21 protein-coding genes and 3 tRNA genes are annotated in these 26,255 nt (G+C 59.3%); 6 read left to right on the top strand and 18 right to left on the bottom strand.

Features of this window, described 5'->3' with window-relative positions; translation table 11 throughout:
* Nucleotides 1-9 precede the first annotated feature (9 nt).
* Nucleotides 10-1,491: a replicative DNA helicase gene (dnaB, locus tag F4Y00_03560; protein MYE04034.1), complete on the top strand. Its 1,482-nt coding sequence runs from the start codon at nucleotides 10-12 to the stop codon at nucleotides 1,489-1,491.
* Between the two features lie 50 nt (nucleotides 1,492-1,541).
* On the opposite strand, the gene F4Y00_03565 is transcribed toward dnaB, so the two are convergent.
* The 15 genes from F4Y00_03565 to F4Y00_03635 form a co-directional block, all read right to left on the bottom strand.
* The gene (locus F4Y00_03565) at nucleotides 1,542-2,540 is read right to left on the bottom strand and encodes an SMP-30/gluconolactonase/LRE family protein (protein ID MYE04035.1); all 999 of its coding nucleotides are present in this window, start codon (nucleotides 2,538-2,540) and stop codon (nucleotides 1,542-1,544) included.
* 83 nt (nucleotides 2,541-2,623) lie between these two features.
* Nucleotides 2,624-2,694 (bottom strand) — tRNA-Cys (locus F4Y00_03570).
* 89 nt (nucleotides 2,695-2,783) lie between these two features.
* Nucleotides 2,784-2,857, bottom strand: a tRNA-Arg gene (locus tag F4Y00_03575).
* Nucleotides 2,858-2,926: 69 nt separating this feature from the next.
* A tRNA-Pro gene (locus tag F4Y00_03580) sits at nucleotides 2,927-3,000 on the bottom strand.
* Between the two features lie 94 nt (nucleotides 3,001-3,094).
* On the bottom strand, nucleotides 3,095-3,271 hold the full coding sequence (locus F4Y00_03585) for a DUF4295 domain-containing protein (protein ID MYE04036.1): 177 nt from the start codon (nucleotides 3,269-3,271) through the stop codon (nucleotides 3,095-3,097).
* A gap of 49 nt (nucleotides 3,272-3,320) precedes the next feature.
* Complete coding sequence (gene rpmG / locus F4Y00_03590; GenBank protein MYE04037.1) at nucleotides 3,321-3,491, bottom strand: 50S ribosomal protein L33; 171 nt, start codon at nucleotides 3,489-3,491, stop codon at nucleotides 3,321-3,323.
* Between the two features lie 55 nt (nucleotides 3,492-3,546).
* Entirely contained in the window at nucleotides 3,547-3,783 is a 237-nt protein-coding gene (gene rpmB / locus F4Y00_03595; protein MYE04038.1) for a 50S ribosomal protein L28, read from the bottom strand.
* Nucleotides 3,784-4,229: 446 nt separating this feature from the next.
* The gene (locus F4Y00_03600) at nucleotides 4,230-5,015 is read right to left on the bottom strand and encodes a phosphosulfolactate synthase (protein MYE04039.1); all 786 of its coding nucleotides are present in this window, start codon (nucleotides 5,013-5,015) and stop codon (nucleotides 4,230-4,232) included.
* 166 nt (nucleotides 5,016-5,181) lie between these two features.
* Nucleotides 5,182-6,447: an ABC transporter permease gene (locus tag F4Y00_03605; protein MYE04040.1), complete on the bottom strand. Its 1,266-nt coding sequence runs from the start codon at nucleotides 6,445-6,447 to the stop codon at nucleotides 5,182-5,184.
* A 12-nt stretch (nucleotides 6,448-6,459) separates the two neighbouring features.
* Entirely contained in the window at nucleotides 6,460-7,329 is an 870-nt protein-coding gene (locus tag F4Y00_03610) for a hypothetical protein (GenBank protein ID MYE04041.1), read from the bottom strand.
* 124 nt (nucleotides 7,330-7,453) lie between these two features.
* The gene (ychF, locus tag F4Y00_03615; GenBank protein MYE04042.1) at nucleotides 7,454-8,548 is read right to left on the bottom strand and encodes a redox-regulated ATPase YchF; all 1,095 of its coding nucleotides are present in this window, start codon (nucleotides 8,546-8,548) and stop codon (nucleotides 7,454-7,456) included.
* 12 nt (nucleotides 8,549-8,560) lie between these two features.
* Nucleotides 8,561-9,217, bottom strand: coding sequence for a serine/threonine protein phosphatase (locus F4Y00_03620; protein MYE04043.1), 657 nt, complete (start codon nucleotides 9,215-9,217; stop codon nucleotides 8,561-8,563).
* A gap of 13 nt (nucleotides 9,218-9,230) precedes the next feature.
* Nucleotides 9,231-9,746: a transcription antitermination factor NusB gene (gene nusB / locus F4Y00_03625; GenBank protein MYE04044.1), complete on the bottom strand. Its 516-nt coding sequence runs from the start codon at nucleotides 9,744-9,746 to the stop codon at nucleotides 9,231-9,233.
* A gap of 421 nt (nucleotides 9,747-10,167) precedes the next feature.
* A complete protein-coding gene (locus tag F4Y00_03630; protein MYE04045.1) occupies nucleotides 10,168-12,780 on the bottom strand; it encodes a DNA internalization-related competence protein ComEC/Rec2 in 2,613 nt (870 codons plus the stop codon).
* 352 nt (nucleotides 12,781-13,132) lie between these two features.
* Complete coding sequence (locus F4Y00_03635) at nucleotides 13,133-14,419, bottom strand: glucose-6-phosphate isomerase (protein ID MYE04046.1); 1,287 nt, start codon at nucleotides 14,417-14,419, stop codon at nucleotides 13,133-13,135.
* A gap of 29 nt (nucleotides 14,420-14,448) precedes the next feature.
* Between F4Y00_03635 and F4Y00_03640 the strand changes: the two genes are divergently transcribed.
* Nucleotides 14,449-15,135 (top strand): NUDIX domain-containing protein, encoded by a 687-nt coding sequence (locus tag F4Y00_03640; GenBank protein MYE04047.1) that lies wholly within the window; start codon nucleotides 14,449-14,451, stop codon nucleotides 15,133-15,135.
* A gap of 76 nt (nucleotides 15,136-15,211) precedes the next feature.
* Here F4Y00_03640 and recJ read toward each other — a convergent pair whose 3' ends face one another.
* The gene (gene recJ / locus F4Y00_03645) at nucleotides 15,212-16,960 is read right to left on the bottom strand and encodes a single-stranded-DNA-specific exonuclease RecJ (GenBank protein MYE04048.1); all 1,749 of its coding nucleotides are present in this window, start codon (nucleotides 16,958-16,960) and stop codon (nucleotides 15,212-15,214) included.
* A 452-nt stretch (nucleotides 16,961-17,412) separates the two neighbouring features.
* Between recJ and F4Y00_03650 the strand changes: the two genes are divergently transcribed.
* Entirely contained in the window at nucleotides 17,413-18,663 is a 1,251-nt protein-coding gene (locus tag F4Y00_03650) for an MFS transporter (protein MYE04049.1), read from the top strand.
* A 23-nt stretch (nucleotides 18,664-18,686) separates the two neighbouring features.
* Nucleotides 18,687-18,980, top strand: a complete 294-nt coding sequence (locus F4Y00_03655; GenBank protein ID MYE04050.1) for a DUF721 domain-containing protein — start codon at nucleotides 18,687-18,689, stop codon at nucleotides 18,978-18,980.
* Between the two features lie 9 nt (nucleotides 18,981-18,989).
* On the opposite strand, the gene fabF is transcribed toward F4Y00_03655, so the two are convergent.
* Together fabF and F4Y00_03665 are read right to left on the bottom strand one after the other, a co-directional pair.
* Nucleotides 18,990-20,243, bottom strand: coding sequence for a beta-ketoacyl-ACP synthase II (fabF, locus tag F4Y00_03660; protein MYE04051.1), 1,254 nt, complete (start codon nucleotides 20,241-20,243; stop codon nucleotides 18,990-18,992).
* A gap of 24 nt (nucleotides 20,244-20,267) precedes the next feature.
* Nucleotides 20,268-20,507 carry an acyl carrier protein gene (locus tag F4Y00_03665; GenBank protein ID MYE04052.1) on the bottom strand — a complete coding sequence of 80 codons (240 nt, stop codon included), beginning with the start codon at nucleotides 20,505-20,507 and terminating at the stop codon, nucleotides 20,268-20,270.
* 282 nt (nucleotides 20,508-20,789) lie between these two features.
* On the opposite strand from F4Y00_03665, the gene F4Y00_03670 reads away from it, so the two are divergent.
* Nucleotides 20,790-21,941: a methionine adenosyltransferase gene (locus F4Y00_03670; protein ID MYE04053.1), complete on the top strand. Its 1,152-nt coding sequence runs from the start codon at nucleotides 20,790-20,792 to the stop codon at nucleotides 21,939-21,941.
* A gap of 53 nt (nucleotides 21,942-21,994) precedes the next feature.
* Nucleotides 21,995-26,188, top strand: coding sequence for a hypothetical protein (locus tag F4Y00_03675; protein ID MYE04054.1), 4,194 nt, complete (start codon nucleotides 21,995-21,997; stop codon nucleotides 26,186-26,188).
* The last annotated feature ends 67 nt before the right edge of the window (nucleotides 26,189-26,255 follow it).

Consider the following 26,255-nt stretch of genomic DNA (forward strand, 5'->3'; position numbering starts at 1 on the left):
TCCCGTATCATGTATACGCCTCTTATGCCTGATCAGGAACAGTATTCTCCACCCATGCCGGACGCCCCGCCGAGGGAAATGTCGGGCCCGCAGCCCGGCGGGCGTGTGCCGCCGCAGGCCGTGGACATCGAGCAAGCTATTCTCGGGGCAGTTCTTCTGGAGCGCGACGCACTGCCGCAAACGATTGAAATTCTCTCTGAAGACAGTTTTTACGACGGCAGACACCGGAAAATATTTGCAGCCTTCACAGAACTTTTCAGGAAGGGCGTACCCATCGATTTAATCACCTTGACGGAGGAGCTCCGGCGGCGCAAGGAACTCGACAAGGTAGGCGGGGCGGATTATCTGAATGAGCTCACAGCTCACATGAGCGCCGCTGCGAACGTCGAATACCATGCCCGCATCATTGCCCAGAAGCACCTGCTTCGGCAAATGATCGAAAAGATGACGCTGCTGGTCCGGGACGCCTACGACCCCGGTACGGACACCTTCGAATTGCTCGACAAAGCCGAAACAGACATTTTTCAAATCTCGAACTCGGGAGTACGGCGGCCGGCAGCGAAGGTGTCGGAAGTGATCAAAAGCACCCTGGAGCGGCTTGAAGCCATTGATGGGCGGGAGGGAGGCATAACCGGCGTTCCAAGCGGGTTTTCCCGCCTCGACAATTTTACGAGCGGCTGGCAACGGTCCGATCTGATCATTGTGGCTGCGCGGCCGTCGATGGGTAAAACCGCGTTCGCCCTGAACTGCGCGCGAAACGCCGCCCTGCACAAAAAATACCCGGCGGGCGTGGCGATTTTCTCCCTCGAAATGGGCGCAGAGCAGCTTGCCTTGCGCATGTTGACCTCGGAAGCACGTGTGGATTCCCAGGACGCCCGCACAGGACGCTTGAAGGAGAAAGACTGGCAGAAACTTGCCCAGGCGGCCGGGCGGCTGGCCGAGGCGCCCATTTTCATTGACGACACACCGGGGTTATCCGTGCTGGAGCTCCGGGCCAAGTGCCGACGGCTCAAAGCCGAACATGACATCGGCCTGGTGATCGTGGACTACCTGCAACTCATGCATGTGGCTACGACCCTGCGCTATTCCAACCGGGAACAGGAAATTTCTCACATCAGCCGATCCATGAAGGCGCTGGCCAAGGAACTGGACGTTCCCGTTGTCGCCCTCTCGCAACTCAGCCGCGCTGTTGAGGCTCGAAAACCGCCGAGACCCCAGCTTTCGGATCTGCGTGAAAGCGGAGCCATCGAGCAGGATGCGGATGTTGTATGCTTCATCTACCGCCCCGAGCGGTACGAAATCCGCGTGGACGAACAGGAGAACTCCCTCGAAGGGATCGCCGAGATCATTATCGGCAAACAGCGCAACGGCCCGGTCGGCACGGTGGAACTGTCTTTCGTCAACCAATATGCCCGGTTCGAAAACCTGGCGACCTACTATCAGAACCCTGCGGAAGGAAACGGGGTAGGGGGAGAGGAAGCCCCCTTCTGATACAAAAGGCCCGCCGTGTGCAGCGGCAAGAATCCGCGCTGCGGGAAATCTCAGAACCCGAGTCCGCGCGCATCGAGGCGAATGCGGGCAAGCAGCATGTCCGACGTGAGATACAGCGTCGAGCCGTCGTCCCCGAAAGTGCAGTTGGCTATCCGTTCTCCTGTGGAAATGGTGCCGAGATGCTCTCCTTCGGGCGTCAGCACCAGCACGCCGCCGGGCCCTGTTGCGAACAAGTTGCCTTCCGTATCGAGCGCCATGCCGTCGAACGCCCCCACCGCCCCGTCGGCGATCAGCGCACTGCCGTCGAAAAAGACCCGGCTGTTCGCCAGCGTTCCGTCGTCCTGCACATCGTAGGCGCGAATAACGGGATTGGCTCCCCCTGAATTTGCGACATACAGGGTCTTTTCATCCGGCGAAAACGCGATCCCGTTCGGGAAACCCAACTCCTCCGTAAGCAAGGATACCTCGCCGCTCGTATCAACGCGGTATACCCCATTGAAAGGAAGCTCCTTGTCAGGACTGTCGTTCAGGCCGGAAAGTCCATAGGGCGGATCCGTGAAGTACAAATCTCCACTGGAATGAAAAGCCAGATCGTTGGGGCTGTTGAGGCGCTTGCCTTCATAGGCCGAGGCGATCGTCTCGCGCGTGAAATTCGTGGTGTTGAGGCGGGCAACCTGCCGGTTGCCGTGATCGCACATCACAAGCCGGCCTTCCGCATCCAGCATAAGACCGTTCGTGCCCAGTTCGGCCCCGGAAGGATCGCTCCCCGCGTAGCCCGCCGGCCGGAGATAGGGCGACAGACCGCCCTTCTCATCCCACCGGTAGATCGTGTTCACCGGAATGTCGGAAAAAAGAAGGTATCCCCCCTCGTCGGGCACCCAGACAGGGCCTTCCGACCACTCGAACCCCTCTGCCAGTTTTTCAATGACGGCATCCGCGGGAACGAGCGTGTCTATCCGGTCGTCCAGCCGGATCACCGTCCCTATGGTATCGGCAACGGAGCTGGTATACACTTCCTCCTCTTCTTCATAGGAAACACAGCCCGCCATAGCGACGAGCGCAAAAAAGAGGACAGGGATGCGAAGCGATGCATACATGGCGAGAGAGAGAGAGACTTTGCTTGTACACTGTGAGGTGACGGGCGGACTCGAACCGCCGTACAAGGTTTTGCAGACCTTTGCCTAACCACTCGGCCACGTCACCCGATTTGCCGTACCGTACGATCCCGATGGGCTCCTTGATCCCATCGGGCCGGACAGGTATCCCCGGTGTTTTTTCCTGTCGCGCCGAAGCACGCCCGGCAGGACTCGAACCTGCAACCTGCGGATTAGAAGTCCGCCGCTCTGTCCGGTTGAGCTACGGGCGCAGGGGATGTGCCCGGGTTTGCGCGGATGATACGCAGCCGCATGGGCACAACGACCGGAACCGGTATGTGTCGAGGCGGCCGGATTTGAACCGACGACCCTCTGCTCCCAAAGCAGATGCGCTACCGGACTGCGCCACGCCTCGATTTTGTGGACAAGGGCGCATCCTGCAATATCTCTCTTCAAAATGCGGCGGACTCACTGCCGGGGCCGCGCCATCAAAAACAACGAAGCAGCCGTCAGCGCGCCTGTTTGGCCGCCTTCAGGGCCTCCTGGACCGCATCTGTGGGCACCATCCGCACCCGGAAGCTGTACTGGCCGTTCGCTTTCTTTTCAGCAGCTACGATCTTGGCCATCTGCTTGGCGGATCCGCGCTTCTTGCGCACCTTGTCGCCGAATGTCTGTGCTTTCGCCATGGCGATTTACCGAAAATTTCTGAGGCTGCGGGAGAGTGCCCGCATCCTCCTATTTGATTTCCCGATGCAGCGTGTGCTTGCGCAGCTTCGGGTTATACTTCTTGAGTTCCAGCCGCTGATCCGTATTACGACGATTCTTCGTCGTGGAATATCGCGACGTGCCCGGCGCTTCCGTACACTGGAGCGTCACCTGAATCCGAACTCCTTTCGCTTTGGCCATGGTCTTTCTCCGGGTTCACGGGTTCCGGCGCATACGTTGCCGGGTCATACGCGCGTCAGACGCGCACGCCCTGCCGCCGCGCCTCTCTGAGAACAGCCTGAATACCCTTCTTGTTGATCGTTTTCAGCGTCTTCGCCGACACTTTCAGGGTAATGTATCGATCCTCCTCCGGAATGTAGAATCTCCTTTTCTGAAGGTTAAGGAGGAAGCGACGCCTCACCTTGTTGTGGGCGTGGGAAACGTGGTTGCCCGTCCTGGGTCCGCGCCCTGTTATGTCATCTTTACGCGACATGTCTCGAATGCCAAATGATACTGTGCCGGGCCTGTAGATATTATCTGCAGGATATTTGCAGCGAAGCCTTGTAAAATACGCCACGCGGGACGGCTTCGCAAGCGGTTTGCCTTGAAGAAACAAGCAAGGTCTCCTGCTTAGCCGGGCAGGTACGTAGCCTGTTAGGGCCTGCTAACTCTATGCAGCAATGCTCTGTTCCGTCAGGCACGGCGTCAATCAAGGCGCGAGGAGTGAAGTTTGGTGGTTCCAAATGAGCGACGAGCAACGAAGAGTGACGCCGTGACCGGCGGAACCCGAAGGGCGGGGCCTGTTTTCCCGCCATGCGGCGTTGCCGCTCGCTTATGTGGCTGGGCCACACTGCGCTCGCGGCGCCTGGCCTGACAGAAAAATAGGCCCCGCAGAGCGCCGCTGCATAGAGTTAGCAGGCCCTATAGAATTGTTTCCCTTCAGGCCCCCTGGCCAGGCGCCTCGAAAAATGAAAGCAACGTGTCTCCCCGAAGACCCGTACGAAGCGTTTCGAGAGGAATCACTTCATCCGGGGGAATATTTCCAAGGTTCACGTTAGGACCGAATTTCCGAATGAACCATACCTGCTGGGACTTCCGGGGAGCCTCGAAAACCAATTCCCCGGGGTCGATATGCTCCACGATCTCGTCCATGATATCCGACCGGATCTGGCCGGAAGCATCAAAAACGCCGGCGGTCCCGCTCTCGCGCGCTTCGCAAATAACTTTCCAACTACCGGCTTCCAGTTCGTCACGGATCATCCGAACCCATGTGTCGGGGGACAGGGTAATTGCCTGATCCTTCGAACCGACTTCGCTCAACACCCTGAAGTCTTCCGAGAAGGAGCGAATGTAGCCGAGTTTTTCTTCGTGCGGGAGTGTAATCGTCCCATCGGAAATCTCGACGTATTCGATCTGAAAAGCATGGAGCAGGGCGCGGTACTCGTTGAGCAGGCCGCGCATGCAAAACGCCTCAAACAGCGTGCCGCCAAAGCAGACCGGCACCTGCGCAGACCGGTACGCGCGCAACTTCTCCTCAAGACAAGGCGTGACCACAGCCGTTCCCCATCCCAGTTTTACGGCATCCACATAGTCGGCGCTCATTTGCAGCGTGTCTTCCACCTGCCGTACAGAGAGGCCTTTGTCCAGTACGAGGGTCAGGCCCGACGTTCGCGGTCTGGTGGGGCGGTTGGGCAAATCGTCAAGGCCGAATCGGTCGTGCGGCATGGCGAGGGGAATTTTGTGCGTGCGGGAAATGGGAAAGGGCGAACTATGCGACAGCTCTTCCCGGAAAATGGCCAACATCTGCCAAAACTACGGCGGGGAGGCGGATTATCGCAAAATACGGCGCGGGCCAGGCGAGGAGCCCGGAGGAACGCGCATTGCCCGGTTTCTATGCCTCTATATTCACGGCTTTCGCCGGTTCGATCGCCGCGGCCCGCACTGCAGGATACAAGCCCGCCGCCGCACAAAGCCCGATCGCCGCAACGCTTACCGTCAGCAGGTCCCCGCCCTCTATGAACACCGGATAGGCATCGATCAGGAAGGATTCCGCGCCGGCAAGCGGCACCAGTCCGAAATGTTGCTGCAGCAAGGCGAGCCCAAGCCCGATAACCAGTCCGGAAACGGTGCCGGTTACCCCCACCATGACGCCCTCCAGCAAAAAAATGCGGCGGATATCCCGGCGAGAAACGCCCATGGCCCGCAACACCCCCACGTCGCGGCGCTTTTCGATGACGATCATGGTCAAAGACCCCACGATATTGCACGAAGCCACCACGATAATCAGCCCCAGTACAAAGGTGGCGGCCCACTTTTCGAGGCGCATGACATCGTATAGCGACTTGCGCAGGTCGTACCATGTGACGACCTCGAAGGGCGCGGGCAGGCGTGCTGCCAGCATTTGCTTGACCGCATCGGCTTGTTCGAGATCGGCAAGGCGGAGTTCGACCCCGCTTACGAAATCACCCGTGCGAAAAAGGCGCTGGGCTTCCTTCGTTTCGATGAACACATGGCTTTCGTCATAAATGTCCTCCATCTCGAAGAGCCCGCGCACATCGAACAGGGCCGGGGGAGAAGCCATGATCCCCAGGAAGTTTGTCGCCATATCCTCGATATCGGGCGCAGAAAGCAGGGCCACCCGACCGGCCGAGGAGTCCGTGGAGGGCAGGAGGGCGAGCCGGTAGGCCAGCGACATGCCTGCGACCAGTCCGGGACGTCCGTTGCGCCGCTCCAGATCGAACGCGCCGAAACCTGTGCGATCCACTACGTCGCTCACGCCGGCATAGGCCTGCGGATCCACGCCGCGCACAATAACCACCTTGTTCACTTCGGCGCCTTCCTCCGGCGCCAGGAGCGCTTTCCCCTCGACATAGGCAGAGGCGGACTCGACGCCCGGCAGTTCAAGCGCCACCGCAGCCAGCGAGTCCGGGTTGGCTACACCGGCCTTCCCGACCCCGACGATCCGCACATGCGGATCAATCGAAACCAGCATGTCGCGCACGAAATAGTAGAATCCGTTCATCACGGAAAGCACGACGACAAGCGCAGCCACTCCGAGAGCGACGCCTGCCACGGAGATGCCGGTGATGAACGAAATGAGGGTGACCTGCCGGCGGCCTGCAAGGTAGCGCCGGGCGATCAGAAAGCGAAAGTCCACCCGGTCAGAAGGTTACAACATGGGCTGCGGATCGGTGAAAGCGCCCTCGGGAGCTTCCATGGGCATGTCCACCCGGTCCGTATACAACACAAAGCCGTCGCTGGGCTTTCGCTCCGAAACGACCAGGGCGCCGGAAGGCGTATCGAAGGCCTTGTGGTCGGACCAGGAAATCGGCTGAGGCACATGGTCCGGCGGATGATGCTGCAAGTGGTAAGCCCAGTGCCGGACCCTGCCCGTCTCCTTGTCTGTGTACACCCAGTACTGGTCACCCGGTGTCAGGCCCACCTCCCCGAACGAAAGGTGCAGTACATCCAGGTCGCCCGTGGAAGAGTCGGGCAGATAGCTTCGGTGTACACCTTCGTCGAACAGCTTGACGGGCATAAGCAACCAGTACGTGTCATTGATGAACCGGCGGTAGGCGCTTTCGAGCATACCCGATTCCTCTTCATCGCCCACCCGCTCTCCGAAAAGCCAGACGCTCCCCTCTTCAGGAGCATGTGTGTTGAAAAGCGCCACATATACCGTATCCCCGCCGCCCGGCATTTCCACCCGGTAATCTCCCGTCATACGATCCCACAAGTGCCGGCCGTGCACGCTCCGGGTCGGCTGTTCGACCGTGGAGTCGGCCTCCGCGGGCGCGTTCGACCCGGTGGCGAAATCGAATCGCAGATAGCGCAGGTCCGCCCATGCGCCGGGCCCGCCGTACGCTTCGAAAACCTTCATGGCCACGGTGTCGGCTTTCGTTTCCATTGCGGGCATGGCAGTGTCCGGGCCCTCCATGGATAGGCCGCCGCAGCCGGTCAGCGCGGCGACAAAAAGAAGGAGCCCCGTCAAAAAACATGTGGGGAAGCGGAAAATGGAGCAAGCGTTGCGCTGTGTCATGGTCGAATCGCGTTCATGATAGAAACGGGCCGGCGGCAAGGCGCCGTGCGCCTGTCTGCAAGGCAAAAAGCCCTTCAAACAAGGGATACTCTGATCAAGTCCGCGAAGTTCAGAGTATTCCTTGCTACACATTGAACCGGAACAGTATCACGTCGCCGTCCGCCACCACATATTCTCTTCCTTCGGCGCGCATGGCGCCGGCTTCCCGGGCCGCCGTTTCCGAGCCGTACCGCATCAAGTCCTCGTAGCGGATCGTTTCCGCGCGAATGAATCCCTTTTCGAAATCCGAATGTACGACACCGCCTGCGGCCGGCGCACGGGCGCCCCGCACCACGGTACAGGCCCGCGTTTCCTTCGGCCCGGTCGTAAAAAACGTAATGAGGTTCAGTAATTCGTAGCCTGCCGCTACGAACCGGTCCATGCCGGGCGCCTCAAGCCCCAGTTCCTCCAGCCAGGCCGCTCTCTCTTGATCACCCAGCGACGCAAGCTGCGCCTCCAGTTCAGCGCAAACGACTACGCACGAAAATCCTTCCGCGGAGGCGATTTCCCGTACGGCCTCCGCGTGGGGGCCCCCATCGGGCAGGTCGTCCTCGGCCACGTTGGCTACATAAAGCACCGGTTTCGCAGACAAAAGGAAAAGCGCATCAAGGCGGTCTTCGTCCCCGGGTTGCACAGGAAATGTACGCGCCGCCTTGCCGTCCCCTACATAGGCATGCACCTTCTCGACAAAAGCCAGTTCGTCTCGCAGCGTCCGGTCCCCGCCCTTGGCCTGCTTGGCGACTTTTTCGATGCGCCGCTCAAGGGACTCAAGGTCCTTCAGCAACAATTCCGTTTCTATGATTCCGATGTCGCGGGCCGGGTCCACCGTGCCGGTGACATGCGTAACGTCGGGATCCTCGAAGCAACGCGCCACATGCACAATCGCATCCACTTCCCGGATATGCGCCAGAAACCGGTTTCCGAGACCCTCTCCTTTCGAAGCGCCCGCGACAAGCCCTGCGATGTCCACGTATTCGACCGTGGCGGGCGTCGCCTTGTCGGAGCCGGAGAGCTCGGCCAAACGATAAAGCCGTTCATCAGGTACGGGGGCGATGCCGACATTCGGCTCGATGGTGCAGAAGGGATAGTTTTCCGAGCGCGCTCCTGCGCCGCTGAGCACATTGAATAGCGACGACTTGCCGACGTTGGGCAATCCTGTTATGCCGCAGCGTAAAGCCATGCGTTTTTCGGTTCAGCCCTGGTACGGTACGCTCACGAAGGTGCGCTCCGGCAATCGGACCGCGGTCAGGCGGCCCAGACCGGGATGCTCATGGAAGGCGCATCCTGTATCGATAAGCACAAGTTGCTTCTCATTACGGGGAATACGATGGGGCGTGTGCCCGCATACGACCGTTTTTTCCCAGGCCAGGGTTTCCGCATGCAGGAATCCTCGCTCCCAAAGAAAAATGTGTTCGTCGCCCTGCTCCATGCTCCGGGCCACGGTCCAGTTCGACAGCAAGCCCGCATGCACAAAAAAGAAGTCCGGTGTGTCGAACCAGCGTTTCGTGGCGCGCAAAAAATCTATATGCTCGCGAGGGATTTCGACGGCGCCGCCGGCAACCCGGTAGCTGTCCTGCGTTTGCGTGCCGCCATTCATAATCCAGAAGTACTGATCCTTTCCTGCAAGAGCATCCAGCATCATCGCCTCGTGGTTTCCCCTGAGGAAGGTGCATGGAACCTGTTCGGCAAGCGCCAGAAGAAAGTCGATGACGCTCCGGACATCCGGTCCGCGGTCCACGTAATCCCCCACGAAAACAAGATGATCCTCCGGAGTCGGGGCCAATTTCCCGATCAGCGCCTTCAGGGTGCGGGCGCACCCGTGTATATCTCCTATGGCTATAAAACCCATGGTTTCCCGCCGTTCACTCGTCGGACTTCGCATCGGGCGCGGGCGGATCTGCGCCGGCGCGCTTCAGAATAGAAGTCATTCCGATCAGGCCTCGCCCCGACTTTTTCAGCAGGCGCTGCTTGTGCAGGTCGAGCAACACCGCATCGAGAATCCCATTGATAAATCGCCCGCTTTCCGCCGTACTGTATCTCTTGACGATTTCTATCGCCTCGTTGATCGACACCTTCGGAGGAATATCCTCGAACGCCAGCATCTCGGCGATAGCTATCCGGAGAGCAATGTGATCAATCAGTGCGATGCGTGACAGTTCCCAGTTTTCCGAATGCGCTCCGATGATTTCGTCGAGGCGGGCGATATGGCTCCGGACCCATCCGAAAAGGTCCTTGGCGAAGGCAAGGACCTCAGTATCGTCGCGGAGTTTCGGCGCAATGATCGTTTCGACGAAGTGGGCAGCCTCTTCACCGTCTGCCATCTCACTCGCGTAGAGCGCCTGCATAACGCGCGCTCTTGCTTCTCTGCGATTGCTCATATGGATACTCTGATCAAGTCCGCGAAGTTCAGAGGCTGCGAGAAGCACGCTGGCAAGAAATGACGAAGCAATGTGGCAGGCCCCACATAATGAGGAATGACGCGGCCAGCGTGCTTCTCGCAGCCTCCCGAAGGGCGCTCCGCGCTCACACCGCCCCGAATCCGCGGCGTTTCGCGTAATTTCAATAATGCAATTATAATATCTTTTATGCACGAACGCGGAGCGCTGATCGAAGCGGTTTTGATCAGAGTATCCATATGTCAAAGAGGATCGGGCGCTGCCGGTTCACGGGATGGCGACGGAGCACTTCGTGCGTGGAGGGCACGGGCGCTGCCGGAAAGCGTATGCATATTCGTAAAGATGCTTGAGGTTCTTGTTCCAAACGAGATTTTTCGGGCAGAACGGTTCCTGTTTCTCCTCTTCACCGCCAGTTCACGCGCCGGATCGTTTTGCCGTCTGTTCGAAACCATACCCCGCCGGCCCTGGAGGTCAGCACCACCTCGAAACCCGCAGCAGTCAGGCGGTCCAGTACTTCCTGGTTCGGGAGTCCGTAACGATTGCGCTCCGCGACGCTGACCACCGCATACGGTTTGCGGGGATTCTGCGTCGGTTCGTTCATGGAGACACCTGTTTTTACGGCGCCCGCGGGATTCGAATCCCGGCTTCGTGCGCCCAGCACGCCGTTAAGAAACGCCGGTGCGGAGCTGGTCCTGGATCCGTGGTGCCCGACTTTCAGGACATCGCTTTGAAGCAGGTCCTTGTACCGCCGTGCAAGCCGGAGTTCGGCCTCAAGAGGGGCATCCCCTGTAAAGAGAAACGAAGCCTCGCCGTAGCACACGAGCAGCATCACGGAGTGTGCATTCGGGCCATCTTCCGGGACCTCTTCGGGCGGGTACAATACGTAGGCGCGCACCTGGGGCGACAACATGAGGGTATCGCCTATCCGCACCGCGCGATGCGGAATATTCAGGCTATCCAGCAGGGCGTCGGTTTCTGTAAAGAGCGACGATGAGTGCCGGTACCCCGACCGCAGCACACGGCCCACGGGCACGGAACGCAGTACGGAAGGAATGCCCCCGATATGATCACTGTCAGGATGGGTGATAATCACGGTTCCCAGTTTGTCCATGCCGCGGTACGCCAACTGGGGCAGCACGAAGCGGCTTCCTGCATCGCTGCCCGTGAAAGCCGACCGGGGCCCCGCATCGATCAGCACGCCGTCCCCGTCGGGGAGGCGCAACAGGGCCGCATCTCCCTGGCCGACATCCATATAAATCACGTCCATGTGCGGGCGATACCGTCCGCTGGCTACTCCCTGAATCACATCCCCGATCAGAAGAAGCAGCGCCAGCGCAGCGAAACGCCACCGGAGCCTGGGGCGGCGCCACACGGCAAGGCACACCCCGATAAGGGTTAGTATTATAAGAGGAAGCGGCCGTTCAAGACTCCACTGAACTACGCTCCATCCCATAAATCGATCACCAAACATGGAGACATGAAGCAGGGAAGACGCCAGTGCGCCGGACGCAGCCCCGAGAATCTCTCCCAGCGCCGGAAATACGCCGCCGAACGCCACTGCTGCTGAACCGGCGACCAGCGCCCCTGTAGTGAGTGGAATACCCGGCAGATTCAGCAGGAGTCCCCCCAGCCCGACCTGCCCAAAGTGATAAAGCGCTACAGGCAGCGTACCGATGGTTGCCGCCACCGTGACGGCGGTCCCGGAGTGAATGTATTCCCCCAGGCGAAATGAGGGGGCCGGAACCCATGCCGCCAGTAGAGGCGCCAGCAACAGAATACCAGCCACCGCAGACACGGAAAGTTGAAACCCGGCCGCGAAAAGATGGGTGGGGGCAACGGCCAACAACACGCACACGGCGGCGCCCAGACTGTTCAGGGACCGGGCAGGTCGCTGGAACGATGTAGCCGAAAGCATCAGCGACGCCATCACCACAGCGCGCACCACCGATGCGGAACACCCGGTAAGAAGCATATATCCCACGAGCAGAAACACGGTGCAACTCACCCGAAGTATATCCACAGTACGCCAATTCAAACGAAGGCGATACAGGAGAGGCCCGAGCAAGTGGTACAAAATCATTCCGACAACCATGACATGCAGACCGGATACTGCAAGGAGATGCAGAAGACCCATACGGGCAAAGCGGTCCCGGGTATCGCTGTCCAGTTGCCGCCGGTCTCCAAGAAGGAGCGCATGGAGGATCGCTCGCGACTCAGGATCGGGCAAAAACCGATCCAGGCTGGACTGAACGAAGGCTCGGGCCGGTTCAAGCAAACACCCTGTACTCCGCCTGTCACGTCCTGTCCGTTCCATACTCCCCTCCACGAGATAGAGACGAGCATAGATGCGCTCGCGGAACAGATAGCTCCCGTAGTCGAACTCACCAGGATTTCTGGCACGAGGCAATGGAGCAAGACGCCCCTGCAGTATTACCTGATCACACCTTGCCGGCAACCAATTGCTTTGCCGGTCACCTCCGGAAGTGAACCGGCCGGACACTAGCAAACCTGCAGGAGGATCCCCATTGTTCTTCCGGTCCAGTCGGAGCGTAAACCGGATCGATCCTGAGTGCTCCACCGGATCATCCAGAATGCGACCTGACCACACCGCCTCTTCCCCGGAAGCAAGCTTCCCGGGTAACGGATGTCCCTGCGGCAAGGCATAAAACGTGGCATAGTGCAACCCCCCGAAGCACACCGTCAGGAAAAAACCCGCAAAGGCAACGAAAAGCGTACGCAGTTCCCTGGAAACCCTCGGCAGCACAGACCCTGTACAGAAAATCAACACACCCGCGACGAGGCCTGCCAGTACACTCCCCCGCACTGCTGCACCGGGTTCCCCACTGTGCGCAAGCAAAATACCGGCCGATAAGGCTCCCGCCACCCAACAAGCCGGATACCTGTTCCGAGAGGTTTCTTCAGGAGCCGGCACAAGCGCATGAGGGTCAGGGTCAGGACAGGTATTATCTCCCAGAGACACTGCACCCTTCGAAACATAACGTCTAAGGGGGGTTATTCACACACTCACAAGCTCTACTATAACTTGTATAATTAATATAAATATGTTGTAGTAGTAGGGGCTGTGGATATGTGAATAGAGAGGTTATGCACAAGTTATCTTCATATTGTGAAAAACTTTATCTTCAAAATATCCGGCTGTCTTCTTTCCAGCATCAATGCGGGAAAGTCTCTGCGTATGGATAAGTTATCCACATTAATTTTTCTGTTCTTCACAGGCCAAAGTACGTTAGTATCTCCGGAATAACCCGTGGAAACGGGAGGGCTTTTTCACTTCGCGTACCCTTTCCACATCAGACGGTAGTAATACAGGGTCAAAATCCTGATTTTCCCACATGCCTGTTTCCGATTTACGGTTTCCCGAGCCTTGAAAACATTTCCTTCTTGTATGCTTCAACTCCGGGCTGGTCGAAAGGGTTAACGCCTACAAGGTATCCGGAGACAGAAACGGCATGTTCGAAGAAGTAGATCGCTTCACCGAGACAGGTTGGGGATATCTCCGGTATCCAAAGAGTCATATTTGGAACACCGCCATCGGTGTGGGCCTGCGCAGTGCCTTCCCAGGCTGCCCGGTTGATGGTTGCCATAGATTGCCCGGTAAGATAATCAAGGCCGTCAAGGTCTTTTGAATCTGCTCCGGGTTCTTCAGGCACCGAAAGAACGCTACCTGTTCTTTCAACCATCAGGAATGTTTCCATCAGCGATCGTTGCCCTTCCTGGACATATTGTCCGATAGAATGCAGATCCGTTGAGTACTGCGCAACGAACGGGAACAGACCTGTGCCGTTTTTCCCTTCACTTTCTCCAAAAAGTTGTTGCCACCATCTTCCAAAGCCGTATAGCGCAGGTTCGAACACGGAAAGCAGGTCGATACACAATCCTTGTTGCAACAGTACGGATCGAATGGCTGCATACAACACGGCCGGATTATTTTTTGGAGAATCCAGCCGGGCAAGCGCTGCGGCAGCACCCTCGAAAAGTGCACGAATGTCAATTCCGGCTACAGAGATAGGCAGCAACCCCACCGGTGTCAGCACGGAAAAACGCCCGCCGACATCGCCCGGAATGACATATTTTTTATACCCGTGCGTGGTGCGTAACGTGTTCAGCGCTCCTTTTTCCGGATCGGTCGTGATGATAATGCGCCGGTCTGCATCGTCAAAATGTTTTTCAAGATGTTGCCGGATGCATCGAAACGCGATGGCAGGCTCCAGCGTGCGCCCGCTTTTTGAAATGACATTTACGAAAACAGATTTGCCGTGCAGGTATTCGAGGAGTTCCTGCAGGTATGCGCCGCTCATGTGATGCCCTGCAAAAAGGATTTCCGGGGATCCCTCATTCCGTCCGAAGGAAGGAGAAAGGGCCTGGATGACAGCCTCGGCGCCAAGATACGATCCCCCAATGCCTATGCAGACCAGGATATCGGCTTCTTCCCGGATGCACCGGGCGGTTTCTGCAATATCTTGCAGCAAGGCTTCGTCGGGCCGGATCAGGATGTCCCGCCAGCCGGTGGCATCTCCTCCGGGCCCCGATTTTTCGATCAGCAGGCGATGCGCATCGCGGGCGGCGCCAAGCTGCCGATCAAGGTCGGCGGGATCGACAAAGGGTAAAATGTGTTCGTAGTCCAAGCGAAGCATGAAGCCGTCCGTACAAAGGTGGAGAAAAAATGAAAGAATTTGCCCAAGGGGATGTCACAAGCCGCTTGGCTTTTTGCTGCGCCGATGCGCTCACCGTGGCGAAGGCGGCCCGCGAAGGGCTTCGTCCGCGGGAACATACTCTCCCGGCGTTCGAGCGTTTCGAGGAAGCGGAAGCGGCTTGCCCGGATCGCCTTATCGTTATCGACACCTATGTGAACGAGGCCGCAGGCTATGACTGGCGTGAGTATGCGCCGCCTGCGTCGCTTTGCAATGTCGCGCCGTACCGTCCCCCCGTGCTGATGGTTGCTGCGGGGGGCTTCGTTACCCGCCGCGGCGGGGCGGGCACAGAAGTACTTCTCATTTTTCGCCGGGGTATGTGGGACGTGCCCAAGGGGAAGGCGAAGAAAAAGGAGTCGGTGCGCCAATGTGCGCTCCGCGAAGTACAGGAGGAGCTTGGCATTGACGCGATACATCTCGGTCAGCCTTTGGGCGCCACGGTGTATAGCTATGACCTGTATAACCGCCGGGGGCAACTCACGCATGTGATTAAAACCACGCATTGGTTTCAAATGACAACCTCCGAAGAGGAATTTCGTCCGCAACTCGAAGAGGGTATCACGGACGTAGCATGGTTCGCATGGGAGAAGGCGCTCCGGCTAACAGGATTCGAGGTGTTTCGGCGGCACATGGCCCGCATCAGGCATCTCGTGGCATGATACATCCTCGGAAGTCCGGGGCAACCAGCGCGGATAGCCGTTCAATCGCACTCTTTGCCTCGTTACAGAGAGACCGTCACGCCGGCGGGGCGCTGCGCCGGATATCCTTTGCCTGGAGCTGGGTTTGTGTGTGCCCGTTCCAGAAATTTTCTTTCACGGAAAAGAGCATGTCGAAGGGTTGTTGTTCTTGCAGGCATTGCTCCAGTATATCGAATCGCCCCCCCATCCCGAAGCCGATGACCTCCAGAGGAGAGCCCTTTTCGCTCTGTTCCTGTGGCCGCACCACGAACTTGAGATGCTGATTATCCTTGCCGACCTTGCGCGGCGGCCGGACCGGAAGCAGCCGGTTGGCCTGAAACACCGGGCGGTCGTTTCCGGGCCCGAAGGGTTCGAACTGTTTGAGCACGGCCAGGAACCGGCGATCTATTTCGTGCAGGGGGAGAAGCGCATCCACCTGTATGGAGGGCTGAAGCACTTCCGGGGTAACCACCTTTCCTACCGCTTCGTCGAACCGCTCCTGCAACGCGGGCAGATTGGAAATTTCCAGCGATAATCCGGCGGCGAAGGCGTGTCCCCCGAATTTCACCAGCAGGTCTTCGCATTCTCGGAGGGCCTCAAAGATATTGATGCCGCCGATCGACCGGGCGGAACCCGTGGCGACACCGTCTATGGTCCCGAGAAGAATCGTGGGGCGATGAAAGCGTTCCACCAGCCGGGAAGCCACGATGCCGATGACGCCGGGGAACCAGTCGTTGTGATGCAGGACCAGAGTGTGGCGCATCTTGCTCGTGATCTGGCGTTCCGCGAGTTTCGTCGCGGCCTCGAGGGTTTTCTGATCGATCTCCCGGCGGTAGGTATTGAGCGTGTCCAGTTCTTTCGCGCAGTGTTCCGCCGTTGCCGGATCCTCTGCCAGGAGGAGATCAATGGCTTTTTCAGCGGTGCTCATACGCCCGGCAGCGTTGATGCGCGGGGCCATCCTGAACACGACCTCGGAAGCCGTACAGGAAGGGAGAGATATGTTCGCCACCGCGGCCAGCGCGCGCAGTCCGGAAGAGGGTTTTTGGCGGAGCCGCTCCAGGCCGAGGGCCAGAAGTATCCGGTTTTCGTCTTCCACCGGGACCATATCGCTGGCTGTTGCGACGGCGACAAGGTCCAGAAACTCCGTGGCGGCTTCCGGGTCGCGCTCCAGTTTCACCAGCACGCCCTGCAGCAGTTTGAAGGCTATGCCGCACCCGGCGAGCTCCTTGAAGGGATACGGGCAATCCGTCCTCTTCGGGTCCACCACGGCCTCGGCGTCGGGAAGCTCGCCCTTCGGCGTGTGGTGATCGCAAACAACGAGGTCCATCCCTTTTTCGCGCGCATATCTGGCTTCTTCCGAGGCAGTGACGCCGCAGTCCACCGCGACAATGAGCCGTGCGCCGAGCCGGGCCGCCTCATCAAGGCCCGAGCGGCTCAGTCCGTACCCGTGCTCGAACCGGTTCGGAACAAAGAAACCGACATCTCCCCCCAGCGAGCGAAGCGAGGAAACAAGCAGTGCCGAGGCGGTCGTGCCGTCCACATCATAGTCCCCGTACACCACAATGCGTTCCTTATCCCGAATCGCCTGCGCTACGCGATCCGAAGCGGCATGCATATCCGCCATGAGGAACGGGTCATGCAGACCGCTGATTCCGGGGCGAAAGAAAGCGCGTGCACTGTCGAAGGTGTCGACCCCCCGGAGGATGAGCGCGCGCGAAAGCGCTTCAGGGAGGTTGTTCAGTTGCTGCCCGATGTCCTTGACAGCGTCTTCGGAAGGGACAGGGCGGAGAATCCAGCGACAGGTCATAGGGGGATGGTTTACAAAATGCGCCCGGCGAAAGGAACGGGCCATCCGTACAAGGTATACATCCGCTTATCCCCCCGCAAGCCCCGATCCGGGCCGTTGCAACATTGTTACGTTTTGGCCTAAAAGAGTCAGAAAATGCCCAAAAACGCCTGAAAATTGGCAAAAACACGCCAAAAATCATCAAAAATGGCCAAAAACGACAAAGGCTGAAAACCATAGATTATGGGTGCATCATTCTGCCTGAACGAAAAAAGAAATGAGATCGCGCTGTTCTCTCGATTTCCGAACACCCCGCAATCGGATGATCCCCCAAACACAAGAACCGGGCCGATCGGTAAGTGACTCTTGTGCGAAGTGCGGCATGCCGTATCTTGTGTCCGGCGCGCTTATCCGCACGGTGAACATACCCGCTTGGCATTACCGGAATGTTAAGATGGTTTTGCCATTTGTTTATGCGCCGGAAAATCCGCGATCCGCTCAGGAATCCCCGCAACAAGCCATTGTCCGACCGTTCTCCCCGGGATTCCCTGATCCTGTTCGCCCTGTGGCTGATGGTGTTCTCTGCCAGCAGTCAGGTGATCATCATTTCGCCCATTCTGCCTCGCATTGCCGAGGCGCTGGCCGTGCAGGACTCGCTGCTTGGTACGCTGGTCACCTCCTACGCGGTGATGCTTGCCATTTTTGCGCTGGTGACCGGGCCGATCTCCGACAAAATCGGGCGCCGCCGGATTTTGCTGATAGGGACCGGTTTCATGGCGGCGTGCCTGTATCTGCACGGCTTGGCCGATACGTATGCCTCCCTGCTCGCCGTGCGTGCGCTGGCGGGTGCAGCGGGCGGCGCACTGAGCGGAGCCGCCGTCGCGTATGTAGGGGATTATTTCCCGTACGACCGGCGGGGGTGGGCCAACGGATGGGTGATGAGCGGGATAGCAGTCGGACAGGTGGTCGGCATTCCGCTTGGGACGCTCCTTGCGGAATTCGGCGATTATCGCTGGCCGTTTCTGATGTTCGCGGTGACTATGACGGGTGCTTTTTTGCTGATATGGAGAGCGGTCCCGCAACCGGACGTGCAGCGTGATGTGCGCCGCCTTTCCGTAGGAAGGGCCGTCTCGGATTATATCGGCCTATGCCGCCGCCCCGTGACGCGGAACGCCGCTATCGTCTATTTTCTGACGTTTCTCGGGGTTGGCCTGTATCTCGTTTATCTTCCTGCCTGGCTGGAGAGCGGTCTGGACGTACGCGGGGAAGCGATCGCGACGCTTTTTCTGTTCGGCGGCCTTGCTCATGTCGTGGCCGGGCCTACTGCCGGGAAACTATCCGATCGGGTCGGGCGCAAGCCGCTCATACTCTGGTCGTGCTTCGGTCTGGCGGTCGTGATGCCCCTGATGACCTGGCTGGTGAGCGATATGTGGACCGCCTCTCTGCTTTTCACCACAGCCATGTTGTTGCTTGCCCTGCGCATCAGCCCGCTTCAGTCGTTGCTGAGCGCACTTGTTCCCTCGAACAGCCTGGGCATGTTGATGAGTTTCGCCATTGCTTCGGGGCAAGTCGGGATTGGCATCAGCGGAGCGATGGCCGGTCTGGCCTACGCGCGCTACGGCTACTGGAGCAATACGCTGCTTGCCATCGCCGCGGTTTTAATCATGGCGATAATGGTCTGGCGCGGCCTGCCGGAGCCGCGGAAGACAGCCCCTTCGCATTGATTCCTGCCCAATAGTGTTACGCCATGCCCCGATCCGGAGCATCCCGCCCCTTGGGCGATGTCCTCGAAGTCCTTATTGACCGGATGAAAATCCGGGACCGGCTCGAAGAAGCGAAGGTGGTGGATACATGGCAGCAGTTGGTCGGGCCGGAAGTGTGCGCCGTCATGGACGGAGCCCGGGTGCGGGGCCGGAAACTCTTCGTCACGATCACGAGCGCTGCCTGTCGTCAGGAAATGCATCTCGACCGGTCGGGGTGGCGTGATCGCCTCAACAAGCAACTCGGCGCTGAACGCATCGAGGAGATCGTGTTCCGGTAGAAGGGCGGACTACTCGTCGAATTTCCTGAAAGCCACGGACGTGTTGTGGCCGCCGAACCCGAACGCGTTGCTGACGGCAACCCGTACCGTACGGTCTTTCGGCTCGTTGAAGGTGTAATCGAGGTCGCACGCCGGGTCGGCTTCCTCGAAATTGATGGTGGGCGGGATGCGGTCATGCATGATCGCCAGGATGGCCGCGATGGCTTCGACCGCACCGGCGGCGCCCAGCAGGTGGCCTGTCATACTCTTCGTGGAAGACAGACTCATCGCATAGGCATGGTCGCCGAACACATGCTTGACGGCTTTCGTTTCCGCCACATCGCCGAGAGGCGTGGATGTGCCGTGCATATTCAGGTAGTCCACCTCTTCGCCCTTCAGGCCGGCGTCCCGGAAGAGGGAGTGCATGGCCAGTGCGGCGCCGTCTCCCTCGGGGTCCGGTGCCGTCATATGGTACGCGTCGGCGGACATGCCTACACCGATGATTTCGGCGTGAATCCTCGCGCCCCGGTTCCGGGCATGGTTCAGCTCTTCGAGAACGAGCGCCCCGGCGCCTTCGCCAAGGACGAATCCGTCGCGGCCGGCGTCAAAGGGACGGCTGGCTCCGGCGGGGTCGTCGTTTCGCGTCGAGAGGGCCCGGAGCGCATTGAACCCGCCTACGCCAAGTTCCGTAACGCTGGCTTCCGAGCCTCCCGAAAGCATCGCGTCGGCCTGGCCCTGCCGGATCAGCATATAGGCGTCCCCGATGTTGTTGTTGCCCGTGGCACACGCAGAAACGATGCAGTAGTTCGGCCCCCGGAAACCATACTTCATCGAAATGTGCCCGCTCGCAATATCCGGGATCATCATCGGAATGAAGAAGGGAGAGATGCGGCGGGGCCCTTTGTCGAGATGAATCGATGTTTGCTTCTGGAAGGTTTCCAATCCGCCGATGCCGCTTCCGAAAACAACCCCGATGCGATCCTTCACGTCCTGCGGCAAGTCCTCGTCCAGGCCGGCATCATGCACGGCCTGCTCCGCCGCGACCAGCGCAAACTGGGCGAACCGGTCCAGGCGGTTCACCGCCTTCGACCCAAGGACTTGCCTGGCGTCAAACCCCTTGAGTTCGCAGGCGAACTTCGTTGGGAAAGATTCCGGGTCGAACAGGGTGATCGGGGCCGCTCCGCTTTCTCCCCGCATCATGGCTTCCCAGAAAGCGTCTACGGAGTTTCCAAGCGGGGTCAGGGCGCCCATCCCCGTGATTACAACTCTGCGTTCTTTTGGCATAAGGGACGTAGGCGTAGCGCGGCCTTACGAAACCTTTTCCTCGAGATAATTCACCGCATCGCCCACCGTTGCGATGGTTTCTGCTTCCTCATCGGAAATGGTGATATCGAATTCCTTCTCGAACTCCATGATCAACTCAACCGTGTCAAGCGAGTCCGCACCGAGGTCGTTCGTGAACGAAGCGTCGGAAACGACATCGGACTCTTCAACGCCCAGCTTCTCCACGATAATGGATGTGACCTTCTCTGCGATCGGGTTCGCCATGATTCAAAGCCTCCGGTAAATTGGTGGAACAGGCCGCGGTGCTTCCCGGCAAGCGGGAAGCAGATCCGGCGGCGGTTTGGTAAGAACCTTTTTGTCAGGAACGCACGAAGTTACGGCAGGGTGCTTGTATAAGCAACGTTGTGTTACCCCGAAACCTGGACGCAGTCTTTGTAAAATCGCTTTGAGGGACCGCCGGGGCGAATCTATCTTGCGTATTTCCCGTTGCATTAATCTTTTCCGGGCACAAAAGCGTTCCCGGTTTTATCACTCCACATCGTTCCTATGTCGTACCTGTTTACTTCCGAATCCGTATCCGAAGGTCATCCCGACAAAGTGGCGGACCAGATATCCGACGCCGTCCTGGATGCTGCGCTTGAAAAAGATCCGTACAGCCGTGTAGCGGTCGAAACGCTTGTGACGACAGGGCTCGTGCTGGTGGCCGGAGAAATGACGACCGAGACCTATGTGGACGTCGAGAAAATTGCCCGCAGGACAATCAGGGAAATCGGGTACACGGATCCCGCATTGCGTTTCGATGCGGAATCATGCGCTGTCCTGACAGCCATTCACGAACAGAGTGAGAATATCAAGCGGGGCGTCGATACGGGAGGCGCCGGCGATCAGGGCATCATGTTCGGTTATGCGTGCCGCGAGTCGGAGAGCCTTATGCCGCTCCCCATCATGTATGCACACGGGCTGGTCCGCGAACTGGCGAGCATTCGCAAGCACGAGCGCATCATGCCGTATTTGCGCCCGGATGCGAAGAGTCAGGTTACGATCGAATACGAGGACGATCGCCGCACGCCGAGGCGCATTCACACGGTGGTTGTGTCGACTCAGCACAATCCCGGGGTCGAACAAGCCGACATCGAAGCGGATATCCGCGCCCATTTGCTCCCGAGAGTGATCGACGATTACCTGCTGGACGACGAGTATATCCTTCATGTGAATCCCACGGGAGAATTCGAGATCGGGGGCCCGCATGGCGATGCGGGGCTTACGGGCCGTAAGATCATTGTAGATACGTACGGCGGGAAGGGCGCCCATGGCGGAGGGGCCTTCAGTGGGAAGGATGCTACCAAAGTGGATCGGTCGGGCGCCTATGCGGCGCGGCATATAGCGAAAAACATTGTGCAGGCACGCCTTGCGGAAGAGGTAGAGGTGCAAATATCCTATGCGATCGGCGTCGAGGAACCGGTTTCCGTTGCCCTCGACACGAAAGGCACGGGCGGCGAACTGCCGGATCGGGAACTGGCGGCGATCGTGCGTGATACGTTCGACCTGCGACCGGCAGCTATCATAGAACGTTTCGATTTGCGCAAGCCGCAATACCTGGAAACAGCAGCGTACGGGCATTTTGGGCGTTCCGGATTTGCGTGGGAGGAAACGGATTGCGTCGACATGCTGAAAGACGCCGTGGGCGTGGGCGTGTAGCCCGTTTCCGCGAGCGTTTTCCATTCAAAGTTGTTGTCTTTGTTGCACTGTGTTTGCTTGCAGCGCAGGAAGGGCGGTCGCAGGAAAGGCAGGTCCGGGGAGACGCTCACAGGTCCGCATACGACCATGCTCTTCTTCAGCTCAGGCCGGAAGTGCTTGACCGGATTGCGGGCGAGGATACGGTCCGGACGCCGCGCACCCGATCGGTCGCCGAGGGCCGCGTCGATTTGGAAACGGGCGTTTTTCGCGCCCGGTACCGCATCGGGGATCGTGTGTCGGAAGGGTTGTCTACGGCGCAGGCCGCCCTTGTGCATCTCGAACAACACGGCGAAGCGTACGGTATGACCGCCGCCGCGGAGCATCTTCGCGTCGAGCATATCCGGGAGGGCAGCTACGCCCGCCATGTCCGTTTCCGGCAGACGCTTGCCGGCGTGCCGGTATACCGGGCCGATGTCACGGTGAGCCTCGACCGGCGCGGACAGCCGACCATGGTCGTCAGCGGATATATTCCCCGCCTTGAACAGGTGCGCGGATTCGATCCTGTTCCCGCTCTTTTGCGCGCCGCCGCGCAGGACATCGCGCGTAGCGCCGCCGACCCCGAACTGACCGTATCCGAGCCGGAACTGGTCGTTTATGCGTCGGATATTCCCCGGCTTGTCTGGAAAGTCCCGGCCGTCTCTGCGGGGCTTCCCGTTTCGTGGCACGTACTTGTTGACGCCGGGACAGGGGAAATTCACCGTATGCTCAACACGTCGCTCCATGCACACAAGGCATCGTCCGTATCGCCCGGATCCGGTCGTGCGGCAGTCCGCGCCGCCCCGGCCCATGTCGCTGGACTCGCCCCATCGCCTGTGGTCCTGGCCCCGACGATGCCTCCCCCGTTCGTTGTTTCCCCACCGGTTTCCGGGAAAGGGATCCGGACAGTGGACGGGGCCGGGTTGGTCTTCGATCCCGATCCGCTCACGTCCGCCGGCGTGGAGTACGGAGGGGACTACCAGGACGGCGACGATGCGGATACGGCGGCGCTGACCGGACAACTTGTGCAGGTCACATTGCGCGACATCACGCAGGGATCGGACGGATTGCACCGGCTGGATGGCCCATACGTCCGCATCGAAGGGGATCCGCATACCGTACCGGCCATGCCAAACGCCGACGCCTTTAATTTTACGCGCTCGGACGACCGTTTCGAGGCCGTGAACGCCTATTATCATATCGACAAAAGCCGCCGCTACGCACAGTCGCTCGATGTCGGCTATACGCTCCTCGATTTCCCGGTGAGGGTTAATCCCCAAGCGTTCGATGGCGATAATTCCGTCTATCTTCCGGACGACCGGTCTCTTCATTTCGGCACGGGCGGCATAGACGATGCCGAAGACGCCGATGTGCTGTGGCATGAGTATGCACATGCCCTTCTGGACCATACGACCCCCGGGCTTGTAGGCCCGTTCGAAGGTATGGCGTTGCATGAGGGCTGGGCCGATTACTGGGCCGCTTCGTATTCCCGCTTTTTGTCCGAGGAGGATCCCCGGATTCCCCGACACGACTGGAAACGGCTGTACAATTGGGACGGCAATGCTTCCTGCTGGTCCGGTCGGACGCTGGATCATACGGGACACTACGACGACAACATGGCTTACGAGGTGTCGGGCTGCCAGATTGTGCCCGACATTTATCAATGGGGGCTTCTTTGGGCCACCACCATGATGGACATATACCCGCATGTGGGTCGGGGCGTCCTGGACCGTTTGCATCTTGCCTCGCATGCCTATCTTGCCTCCGTATCCGATTTCCGCGATGCGGCCGAGGCCCTGATCCAGGCCGACCAGGCGATATACGACGGCGCCCACATCGGCGTGCTGGTTCAGGAATTGGGTGAAGCCGGCTACGTTGATCCCGGAGCGTATGGACCGATTCTGGCCCATGACCCCTTGGGAAATACTGAAAATGTAGGCGGAACGATTGAGATTCGCGTCGAGGCAAAAGGCGTCGCTGCTCCGGTGGATAGCGTGCTTGTACGATACTCACCCGGACCGGGAAGTCCGTTTCTCCGTTTTGCCCTGTCGCGCCGAAGCGCCACCCTGTTCACGGGCAATCTTCCTTTGCCCGATCTGCCGGGCGCTATACGATATTATATCGAGGCAGTCGATACGAGAGGCCTGCGCCGTGTTCTCCCTGCACTCGCGCCGAGCGAGTCATACATTTTCGATGTCGGGAAGGACACGATAGCACCTTCCATCACGCATGAGGCGCCCCTGCGTGTCCCGATCTTTGCCTGGCCGGTCGCGGTGTACGCGCAGGCACAGGACAATCTGGGCATTGATTCTGTCTGGGTGGAATATGTGCGCCGGGGCACCAGCGGCGTGCGCGAACAGGGCGCGTTCGGGTTAGTGGAGCAGGACGGGAGATATTCAGGTCGTTTTCCTGAACCGACGACGCCGGTTCTGAATGGCGATGTGGTCGAATACCGCATTGTAGCCCGGGATGTGTCCATGGCGGGCAACGAGGCCCGGCTTCCTGCAGAGGGTTTTTTCTCTGTGTTGCTTGTGCTGGAAGGCGAATTGTACGCGTTCGATTTCGAGCAGGACGATCCGGGGATAACTGCGCAGGGATGGGATCGCGGCCGGCCTGCATTCGGCCTGCGCGTGGCCTATTCCGGCGAAAATGCCTGGGCGACGGCGCCCGGCGGCGCATATCCCGCCGAGGCCGGGCGCGCAACGCTTGATCTCCCCCCTGTCAGTCTTGCAACGATCGACTCGGCGTACCTGATATTCTGGCACTGGTACGACTTCGAGCATGGCGGCAATGTCTCGCCCGGGGCGTTCAACGAGCAGGCGGATATCCGGGACGGCGGCAACGTCAAGGTGTCGATGGACGGCGGCGTATCCTGGGAAGTGCTTGAACCCGAAGGGGGATATAATGGGAGAATTGGCGGGGATACCGGCAATCCGCTGGCCGGACAACCCGGCTTCGGGGGATACAGCTACGGGTGGCGTCGCGAGATCGTCGCATTGCCGATTTCCGGAGACGTACGAGTGCGGTTCGAGGCGGGAACCGATGAGGGCAACGAGGGCGAAGCACGCTATTTCGCCGGGTGGTATCTGGATAATGTTGCGCTTGTGACGGAAAGACCCCGGGATGTCGATGCGCCCCGGGCGGAAGGATTGCCCGTGGAACGGCTCGTGCGCGTGGCCGGCAGGGATGTGCTGGCTCCTTTATCCATCCGGGTGCATGATAATACGGGGATCGAAGCCGTGATCTCCCGCTACGAAATTACGGACAGGAACGGCACAACGACAGGCAGTATGCGGCTGGCCATGTCGGGAGTGGATACGGGCGTGTACGAGGGGTATGTGGCCCCCTCACGGCCGTTTTCCCCTGGAGATCGGGTTGCCTACACGCTTCAGGTACGGGATTTCGACGGCAACGAGACGGTGTACGGTCCCCCGTTCGTGATCGACTTCCGGTCCGAGGCGTATGTCGCCACCACGCCCGCCAGCGTCGTTCCCGTGGGAATATGGCGGCGCGCGGGCAGCGAATGGCTTGCCCGCGATGCAGCCTCGTCCATTCCGCACGAAGCCGTTTCGAATCTTGTGTTCGAACCGGTAACGATTCCGACAAACAGCGAGTCGACTGTGCTTGAATTTGCACACGCCTACATGCTGGGAAGAAACTTCGGCGGCAACGTGAAAATCTCTGAGGACGACGGGTTCACCTGGCGTGTGCTGGAGCCCGAGGGGGGCTACGACCGGGATTATGCGCCCACCATCGATCATCCGATGAAAGGCGAACCGGTATTCGGAGGCGATTCGGACGGGTCGGGGAGTGTCCCGTTCGACCTGACGCGGTATGCGGGAAAAACGGTGCGTCTTCGCATAGATCTGGCCCATGTGGAATCGTTCGGTACCGACAATGTCTGGCGCATCGGGAATATCGCGTACCGTTCTCTTTCTCCCGACGACGCCATTGATGTCCAGCGCGAACTGGCGCTGCACGCGAATTTTCCGGACCCGGTGCGGGACATAACGCACATCTCCTACACCGTTCCGGGAGATGAGATGGTACCGGTTCGCTTGTCGGCGTACGATGTCACAGGGCGCCGCGTGGCCGTGCTTCAGGATGGGCAACAGGAACCGGGAACGTATACGGTGCACTACGATGCAGGGCAGCTGGCGAGCGGGGTCTATATTCTGCATCTCGAAACGCCGCGCGGCATCCGGCTCGAGCGTATGATTGTCGTCCATTAGGGCCGCTGTATAGTGTGAACAGGCCCTAACGCCCGCGATTGAATTTTCAGGGGAGGCGGAGCAACCC

The organism is Bacteroidetes bacterium SB0662_bin_6 (assembly GCA_009839485.1).
Lineage (GTDB): Bacteria > Bacteroidota > Rhodothermia > Rhodothermales > VXPQ01 > VXPQ01.

Coding starts and splice junctions, on each gene's coding strand:
- F4Y00_03650 (MYE04049.1), top strand. CDS start 17,413: ATGCGCCGGAAAATCCGCGATCCGCTCAGGAATCCCCGCAACAAGCCA.
- F4Y00_03655 (MYE04050.1), top strand. CDS start 18,687: ATGCCCCGATCCGGAGCATCCCGCCCCTTGGGCGATGTCCTCGAAGTC.
- F4Y00_03585 (MYE04036.1), bottom strand. CDS start 3,271: ATGGCGAAAGCACAGACATTCGGCGACAAGGTGCGCAAGAAGCGCGGA.
- F4Y00_03620 (MYE04043.1), bottom strand. CDS start 9,217: ATGGGTTTTATAGCCATAGGAGATATACACGGGTGCGCCCGCACCCTG.
- rpmB (MYE04038.1), bottom strand. CDS start 3,783: ATGTCGCGTAAAGATGACATAACAGGGCGCGGACCCAGGACGGGCAAC.
- dnaB (MYE04034.1), top strand. CDS start 10: ATGTATACGCCTCTTATGCCTGATCAGGAACAGTATTCTCCACCCATG.
- rpmG (MYE04037.1), bottom strand. CDS start 3,491: ATGGCCAAAGCGAAAGGAGTTCGGATTCAGGTGACGCTCCAGTGTACG.
- F4Y00_03665 (MYE04052.1), bottom strand. CDS start 20,507: ATGGCGAACCCGATCGCAGAGAAGGTCACATCCATTATCGTGGAGAAG.
- F4Y00_03565 (MYE04035.1), bottom strand. CDS start 2,540: ATGGCGGGCTGTGTTTCCTATGAAGAAGAGGAGGAAGTGTATACCAGC.
- F4Y00_03670 (MYE04053.1), top strand. CDS start 20,790: ATGTCGTACCTGTTTACTTCCGAATCCGTATCCGAAGGTCATCCCGAC.
- ychF (MYE04042.1), bottom strand. CDS start 8,548: ATGGCTTTACGCTGCGGCATAACAGGATTGCCCAACGTCGGCAAGTCG.
- F4Y00_03640 (MYE04047.1), top strand. CDS start 14,449: ATGAAAGAATTTGCCCAAGGGGATGTCACAAGCCGCTTGGCTTTTTGC.
- nusB (MYE04044.1), bottom strand. CDS start 9,746: ATGAGCAATCGCAGAGAAGCAAGAGCGCGCGTTATGCAGGCGCTCTAC.
- recJ (MYE04048.1), bottom strand. CDS start 16,960: ATGACCTGTCGCTGGATTCTCCGCCCTGTCCCTTCCGAAGACGCTGTC.
- F4Y00_03600 (MYE04039.1), bottom strand. CDS start 5,015: ATGCCGCACGACCGATTCGGCCTTGACGATTTGCCCAACCGCCCCACC.
- fabF (MYE04051.1), bottom strand. CDS start 20,243: ATGCCAAAAGAACGCAGAGTTGTAATCACGGGGATGGGCGCCCTGACC.
- F4Y00_03610 (MYE04041.1), bottom strand. CDS start 7,329: ATGACACAGCGCAACGCTTGCTCCATTTTCCGCTTCCCCACATGTTTT.
- F4Y00_03635 (MYE04046.1), bottom strand. CDS start 14,419: ATGCTTCGCTTGGACTACGAACACATTTTACCCTTTGTCGATCCCGCC.